At 42.3% G+C, this 7,583-nt stretch carries 7 protein-coding genes, 1 tRNA gene and 1 pseudogene; 5 read left to right on the top strand and 4 right to left on the bottom strand.

Going from position 1 to position 7,583, the window contains the following annotated elements; genetic code table 11:
* Both V5N63_RS02810 and V5N63_RS02805 read left to right on the top strand, forming a co-directional pair.
* A pseudogene (locus V5N63_RS02810) lies at positions 1-321 on the top strand (DNA topoisomerase III); the annotation flags it as partial.
* Positions 322-432: 111 nt separating this feature from the next.
* Entirely contained in the window at positions 433-933 is a 501-nt protein-coding gene (locus V5N63_RS02805; RefSeq protein ID WP_332032740.1) for an FKBP-type peptidyl-prolyl cis-trans isomerase, read from the top strand.
* 72 nt (positions 934-1,005) lie between these two features.
* On the opposite strand, the gene V5N63_RS02800 is transcribed toward V5N63_RS02805, so the two are convergent.
* Together V5N63_RS02800 and V5N63_RS02795 are read right to left on the bottom strand one after the other, a co-directional pair.
* On the bottom strand, positions 1,006-1,545 hold the full coding sequence (locus V5N63_RS02800) for a hypothetical protein (RefSeq protein WP_088469043.1): 540 nt from the start codon (positions 1,543-1,545) through the stop codon (positions 1,006-1,008).
* Positions 1,546-1,853: 308 nt separating this feature from the next.
* The gene (locus V5N63_RS02795) at positions 1,854-2,567 is read right to left on the bottom strand and encodes a 3-ketoacyl-ACP reductase (protein ID WP_332032739.1); all 714 of its coding nucleotides are present in this window, start codon (positions 2,565-2,567) and stop codon (positions 1,854-1,856) included.
* A gap of 199 nt (positions 2,568-2,766) precedes the next feature.
* On the opposite strand from V5N63_RS02795, the gene V5N63_RS02790 reads away from it, so the two are divergent.
* Positions 2,767-2,848 (top strand) — tRNA-Leu (locus V5N63_RS02790).
* Positions 2,849-2,907: 59 nt separating this feature from the next.
* Here the strand turns inward: V5N63_RS02790 and V5N63_RS02785 are convergent.
* Entirely contained in the window at positions 2,908-3,585 is a 678-nt protein-coding gene (locus V5N63_RS02785; RefSeq protein ID WP_332026261.1) for a DedA family protein, read from the bottom strand.
* A gap of 175 nt (positions 3,586-3,760) precedes the next feature.
* On the opposite strand from V5N63_RS02785, the gene V5N63_RS02780 reads away from it, so the two are divergent.
* Together V5N63_RS02780 and V5N63_RS02775 are read left to right on the top strand one after the other, a co-directional pair.
* Positions 3,761-4,744 carry a hypothetical protein gene (locus tag V5N63_RS02780; protein WP_332032738.1) on the top strand — a complete coding sequence of 328 codons (984 nt, stop codon included), beginning with the start codon at positions 3,761-3,763 and terminating at the stop codon, positions 4,742-4,744.
* A 42-nt stretch (positions 4,745-4,786) separates the two neighbouring features.
* Complete coding sequence (locus tag V5N63_RS02775) at positions 4,787-5,545, top strand: NUMOD4 domain-containing protein (protein ID WP_332032737.1); 759 nt, start codon at positions 4,787-4,789, stop codon at positions 5,543-5,545.
* Positions 5,546-5,835: 290 nt separating this feature from the next.
* Here the strand turns inward: V5N63_RS02775 and V5N63_RS02770 are convergent, their stop codons facing one another.
* The gene (locus tag V5N63_RS02770) at positions 5,836-7,581 is read right to left on the bottom strand and encodes an endonuclease (RefSeq protein WP_332032736.1); all 1,746 of its coding nucleotides are present in this window, start codon (positions 7,579-7,581) and stop codon (positions 5,836-5,838) included.
* Positions 7,582-7,583: the final 2 nt, after the last annotated feature.

Here is a 7,583-nt window from a genome sequence, read left to right as displayed (position 1 = left end):
GAAGTTCAACCTAAAGAAAAGAAAGAAAAAGCACCCAGAAAAACAACCGTAATTTCCTGGGAAGATGAAACCTGCCCGAAATGTAAAGCAAACAAACTTATGAAAGGAAAAACGGCGGTAGGCTGCTCCAGTTACAGAGACTGCGGGTTCAAGCTGCCATTTGTGCTGTTCGGAAAAAAACTGAGTGAAAAGCAGATTCATGATATTATCCTTAAAGGAAAATCTTCAAAACTCAAAGGTTTTACAAACCACCCGGATCATTTGACAGAGGGAGTTATCCGGATTTCTGACCAGGGCGAAGCGGAACTTGCAGCGGAATAATTCATTAAATAATCAGCCATTAGCCAATGCATTCTCTTACAAAACCTTACCTTTGCTACCAGCCTTCAAAAGACTTTAATTAGAGGAAGATTTCCTCACAATTCAATTATAATGACTATAGAAAAAAACCAAGTAGTGGCTGTTCATTACACGCTAAATGCCCTGGAAGAAAACGGGGAAAAATCTTTCATTGAAAAAACAGATGCCGATAACCCTTTCACTTTCCTTTACGGAGTGGGCATGATGCTTCCGAAATTTGAAGAAGAACTTCACGGAATGGCTGCCGGAGAACAGAAATCTTTTACCATCACTGCAGAAGAAGGTTACGGTGAAAAACAGGAAGACGCTACGGTGCAGTTGCCTGTAGAAATGTTCGAACAGTCTGGAATGCCGCCAGTGGGTGCGATCCTCCCATTACAGGATCCTGAAGGAAACCACCTCAATGCTGTGGTTCTGGAAGTTTCTCCTGAAGCGGTAACAGTAGACCTTAATCATCCAATGGCCGGGAAAACCCTTCACTTTGATATCGAAGTGGTGGCAACCCGCCCGGCAACCGAAGAAGAACTGGCACACGGACATGCACATGGCATCGACGGAAACTCAGGACATTAATCTTCCGTTTTTAAAATAAAAAAGAAGCACACTGCCTGGCAATGTGCTTCTTTATCTATAATCTGCTGTATATTACAATCTCGATTCGGTATCGTCGTTATACCATCTTTCGTAAGTGTAACGTGCGTCTTCTTCATTTTTTGGTTTATAACCCATGTAGATTCCGCCATCTTTAATTTCGTTTTCGTATATTTTCGCTTCATCTTCAGGAACTCCTGTTCCGGTTAAAGCGCCTACTAAACCTCCGGTTGCTGCACCTGCTCCTGCACCAGCCAATCCTGCTGCCAGAGGCCCTGCAATTACCAGTCCCAATCCGGGAAGCAGTACATTAGATCCAATTGCGGCTACAGCACCTACAACGGCTCCGATTCCGCCTCCGATTAACGAACCTTTTCCGGCGTTTTCGGCCACTTTATCATCCAAATCTGTATGCGTGTCGGAGTTGGTGAAATAACGGTCGCGGGTACTGTCAGACATCATTACGTTTACATCATCTTTAGTGTATCCTCTTCCATGAAGATCTTCGTAAGCCCTGTCGGCTTCTTCTCTTGTTCTAAAAACTCTTGAAACATAATCATTCCTGAATTCTGGTTTGTACTGTGAATTTGCCATAATAATAAATTTAAGTTAATATTTTGTTTAAGGTTTTTGATTAAGTTCAATATCAATGCCACCTACAGGCGGTTTAACATTGTTTAACATTCTCTTTAAGATTAAAACTGCGCTTATTTTACCAACTTTAATACAATTTGAAAAACACGGTAGATGACTGATGTACAGACGAAAAAGTATATCGACTACGGAAGTTTTTATCATGACCTGACGAATGTGATCCATAAAAAAAAATTAACAACCAAAAAAAACCGCGCTGGCGTTTTGCTCCAGCACGGTTTAATAATTGGGTTAAAATCATTGTCCCATTAAGGATTGGTAGAGAAGATCGATGCACTGGCAATCATGGCTCTTCTGTTCATTTTCAGAATATCGCGAACCCATTCTGCGAAATCTTCAGGTTGCAGCACTTTATCCGGATTTCCGTCCGTCAGCCCACCCTGTATGGACATATCCGAGGCAATCGTGCTTGGGGTTAAGGTAATCACACGGATGTTTTCTTTTCTCCACTCTGCCATCATCGACTGAGAAAGGGAAACTACAGCCGCTTTCGATGCAGCATACGCCGACATATTGGGTCCGCCTTTCAGACCTGCGGTGGATGCAACGTTTACAATATCGCCCATTCCCCGCTCCTTCAGGAACGGATATACCGCTTTTGCTGCATAATAAACCCCGAAAAGATTGGTTTTGATGACGTGTTCCCAAGTTTCGGAGGGCATTTCAGCAATCGATCCGAAATCACCAACTCCAGCATTGTTGATCAGGATATCGATTCCGCCAAGTTCATTAGCTAAAGTCGCGATTCCCGCCTGTACTGCTGTTTCATCATCAATACTGAAAACGGAATAAGAAGCCTTCACGCCGAGGGCTTTTAATTCTTCAGCGGTATTTCTAAGCTGTTCTTCATTTCTCCCCGTCAGGCCAATATGTACTCCTTCTTTTGCCAAAGTGACCGCGACCGCTTTACCAAGACCTCTGCCTCCACCGGTTACGATGGCATTTTTTCCTTTTAAATTCATATTACTATTTTTAATGCGCCACAAATTTAAGGATTTGTGCTTCTGCTTCCAATTAAGCTCATCTATCATTATTATTTTAAATTGATTCCCGGTATTAAAATAATGAATGGCCGTTCTATTTTACACTGCAGTTCAATTCAAAAAAATAACTACAGACTTATAGGATATAAAACCTGAATTTGTATATTTGCACCTCACTGCCCGGATGGTGAAATTGGTAGACACGCTCGTTTCAGGTGCGAGTGCCCACAAGCTTGCAGGTTCGAGTCCTGTTCCGGGCACAGAAAAAGCCTTCTTTTTTCAGGAAGGCTTTTTTATATGGTGTTTTTTTTAAAGATTGCTAAGCTTTTTTCTTCAAAAATTTAGCACTGATGAATTCCCAAACCATGGGCAGAATAGAAATTCCGATGATGCCGAAGATTACCGTTTCGAAGTTCTCCTGAACAATCGGCATATTTCCGAAAAAATATCCCAGAAGGGTTAAACTGAAAACCCAAACCACGGCACCAATGATATTGTACTTAATAAACGTGTTATAATTCATAGTTCCAATACCTGCCACAAACGGTGCAAAAGTCCTTACAATAGGGACAAATCTTGCGATAATTATGGTTTTGGGACCGTTCTTTTCGTAGAATTCCTGAGTCTGAGCAATGTATTTCGGATTCACAAGCTGTTTTTCGCCGATCTTCCAGTTCAGCATTTTTAAACCGATGTTTTTCCCCAGGGTATAATTCAGGGTATCACCCAGAATCGCAGCCACCGTAAGCAGCCCCAATACAAGCCAGAGATTAAGATGGGCGGATTCTCCAGATGCACCGATTACCCCTGCACAGAATGTTCCGGCGGCGAAAAGCAATGAATCACCAGGCAGAAAAGGCATTACGACTAAACCGGTTTCCACAAAAATAATGAGAAAGAGAATCAGATAAATCCATACTCCATAATCGATGATCATGGTGAAAAGGTGCTGATCGAGGTTTAGAAAGAAATCAAGTACCGTTTGTATAAACTCCATAGTTGCTTTAAATATAATGTCCGCAAAAATACACCAAACTATCCTGAAACCGAAATCTGTGAACAATTTTAATGTAAAATATAAAAAGCCGCGAATGAAAACGAATGATAGAAAATGAAATCACCGATAATCTTTATCTTTGCACTGCGTTTACAAATCAAGACGCGTACTTTTTATGGCACTAAAGCTTTTCAATCCTTTTGAAGATTTAATATTCGGCGAGCAGTTTTGCTTTCTTACCGGCGAACTAACCACCGAAAAAATGACGGTTTTCCCTATGTGGCTCATGGAGCATTTTAAATTTGATACCGACAGGATTGAGATGATGGATAAATCCAAAACGTATGTCTATGCCGACCTTCAGCTGCCCTGTGCACCCCGTGTAAAAAAAGCATTTGAGGAACTCGACGTAAAGATTAAGGAAGCTTATGACAAGGGATATGAAGGTATGACGGCTCTTGATGATCAGTTGCTCTTTCTCTGGACCGGAAGAATGGTTTATGGTCTGCTGTATCACGAAATGCAGTACGAGAGCAACAGAATCCTTAAACAGGGCAGAAACTTCGATCTCTCGCCGACGTTACGCGAGCGGTTTGGGAACTTTCATCTCATGCTTCAGTCGATTATAGAACCTGTTTCTTTTATCGGAAAAAAACCATGGAGCATCATCCTCTTTCCGCTCAAATATTCGGCAGATATCATCAGTTACCGCGACGATGCGATTAACCTGCTGTTCTCCTTCGGGGTCAACGGTTTCGGGTATATTGCATGTCTTCAGGACAATGGCGTGATTGCAGAAAAGGAACAGGAACTTCTTACTAAAATGAAGGGCCACATCCTGCATCCCGTTCAGTTCGAGGAACTGTATGCACGCTTTCATTATTCCGATTATATCTTACAGTACAAACCGGAATACTTGATTGAAAACCACGGAAATCAGATTACCATTGAAGGTTTACCAATGGTAGCCCATGCCCAGCGCCCGCTCTTTGGTTTTTGGGATCAGGATATGTTTGCCCAGCTGCTCGCGAATTACTGGCAGGTTTATGCCATACAGAAAGAAGATATCATTAAATTCCAAAAGCCATTTCTGAGTTTTCTGGAGAATCCGTACACCCAGGAATTTATTAATCCGGAATCAATTTCACTGCCCTGGTAAAAATGCGGACCTTTATAATATTCAACCTTTTTGAACAGTAACATGATCAGATCTAAAATTTTAAAAGAAGAATGGAAAACGGTAGAATTTGACTTCGAATTTACCAATAAGACAAGATTTGAGGTTTCAAACCGCGGTAACGTAAGAAGTTTTAATAAAGTTTCTGATGGACGTATACTTAACGGTTCTTTGACTGAAGGATTTAAGGTAATCCGGTTAAAACTTTATAAACCCAGAGCCGAAAAAGAGGAACAGCAGTTTGATGTTCTGAAAAAAGAAATTTCTGAACTATATGCGAAGCGGAGAGAAACCATAAAGAAAAACAACGTTTCCGAAAGCGAAAAGCTTACGCAACTTATCGAAAAAAAGAAAAGCCAGCTAAGCAAAAAACTGGAGCGCAACCTGAAAAAGCGAACCATTAACCATCATTTTATGATTCACCGGCTCGTAGCTGCTTATTTTCTGCCTGCTCCGCAACCCGACCAAACCATTGTCGCCCATTTGGATTACGACAAACTGAACAACAGCGTCACCAACCTGAAATGGATGAATCAGGAAGAACATTCGCTTCACCAGAGCAAAAATCCCAAAGTGATTGCCGAGAAAAAATGGCGCAAGTACAAACGGAAACCCCGAGCAAAAGGAATGAAACTCACCTCTTCTCAGGTCATTCATATCAAACTGCAGCTGCGCCGGAAAAAACCCGCCAAACAGATTGCCAGGCAGTTTGGTATTTCAGAAATGCAGGTCTGGAGGATCAAAAGCGGCGAAAATTGGTCGAGCGTTAAAATTCCGGATTAATTACCACTGAAGATGTTTAAAATTACTTTGTCAGGCTGGTGTGATCGCTGACCATCTTCCAAACGCCGTGCTCGAAAATCCAGGTCGAGGTATAGCGGCCGGTTTCATTGAAAGCTGTGCCTTTGTAAAAACCTTTCACAGCGAACCGTCCGGGATGTAAAAAAGTAGACTAAGTAAGAGCGTGATGTATAACTTTTGTTTAAAATCTCTTACCGAAAGAACTTCAGTCATAAAAAAAACCGGAAGAATGATCCTCCGGTTTTTCCGATTGTATAATCGTCTGCTATAAATTACTCTACGATAATCTTAGCCGACTGGTTTTTTGTGGTAATAAAATATACCCCTTTCGCGAGCGACTGCACATTTACTTTTTCGTTGTTTCCTACGTTTTCGAATGATTTCAGCAACTGCCCGGTAACAGAATAAATCTTTAGCGTTTCTTTTTTATCAATTCCGTTGATAAAGAATTCACCGTTTCTTACAGGATTAGGATATACTGTTAGTTTTTGGTTGATCAGTGCCGTATCGTTTGCCGACATTGGTGCATAACAGGTCCAGGTAAGGTTATCAAAAGAAACGCGGTTGCTGGTGGTTTCATCAATCAGTTCAATGGTGAAATCTCCGCTTACATTAATGTTTTCAATGGTTACAGTTGTTGCAGTTTTAGAGTAAGGAATCTGGCCTTTTACCACTCCATTGATTTTCAACGTATAATTCCCGTTGGAATCGCTGAACGGAAGAAAAGTTTTCACCGTCAAACTGCCTATTCCACCTGAAATCAGAGAAGATTTCAATGATCCCTTTCGCATACAGATTGCTCTGCTTGTCCCGTCAATATAGATCTGAGCATCAGTTCTTGCATTGGTTGCGGTCCATACAATTCCTTTATTCGACCAGGTTCTGTCGGCATAAGATGAAGATACCGCAGGAATATTTTCGAAATCCTCAGTTCCGCAGGAAGTTCCTTCTCCGGTACTGGCGGGCTGTGTCGTTGCTTCTACCGCTGCACTGTTACCTGAAACGTTTCCTGAATTGTCTTTAGCCACAATATGGAAAGTGTAGGCTGTAGAAGGATTCAGACCTGAAACTGTAGCTGAAGTACCGAATACATTGGCTTTAAGCGCGCCGTTCATATATACATCATAGCTGCTCACCGATACGTTATCTGTAGATGCAGACCAGGTGAGTGAAACCGTAGAAGAAGTCGTTGCCGTTACTGCAAGATTCATTGGAATGCTCGGTGCTTCAGTATCTCCGGCTGTTCCGCCACTGAAGGTATCGGGCCAGTTGTTCTGTGCTGCAGGTCCGCCCCAGATTACAGTGGCCAGGTAAGGATTGTCGATGAAGGGGTTTCTGTTTTTCTGGGTTTGAGCAACCACGTTATTTCTCTGGATTTCAAATGCGGATACGGGATCTTCAACATTCCATTTTAGGAGAATATCCGGGAAGTCCTGCGAATACGTATTGGGCGTCATGGTAATATTCAAAGGCAGGCATCTGGTGTTGTATCTTACATACATATACATCAGGATTCTGGCAACATCGCCTTTCCATTCTTCTCCGGGATACCAGCCACCACGGCTCGTTTTATAGGCTGTTGCGCCGGTACCGTCATCAAAAAGAAGGCTTCCTCTGGTACTGTTCAACGTATTGTCTGCAGGACGGAGGTGATGTCCGTCGGCTCCCGGACCTGAAGTTCCTAAATTCGGTGTTCCTTTAGATTTGGCGTACACGTGTTCCCGGTTCCAGGTTCCGCCTACAGGCCGGCTTCTCTGGTGGGTTCCTGATGCCTGTGATCCGTAGATTAACAGGAGGTTTCCCGGCTTATCAGGATCTGCGTCACTGGTTTTCATGAGGGTCTGCAGCTCACTGTAAGAAATCACTTTGGTATGCGTCGCTGTGATTAAAGAGGCCAGTTCGCTTTTCAGATCATTGCCGGTTTTGTTGAAATTTACCCCTGCATAGTAGCTGGGTGCGCTTTGCGCATAAAGTAAGAACGAAAAAATACTTACTAAAAAAGATAATTTTAGTTTCATAA

Origin of the sequence: Kaistella sp. (assembly GCF_032060305.1) — a bacterium.
GTDB lineage: Bacteria > Bacteroidota > Bacteroidia > Flavobacteriales > Weeksellaceae > Kaistella > Kaistella yananensis.
Note: the sequence above shows the minus strand (reverse complement) of the source record. Positions and strands in the feature narration are given on the sequence as shown.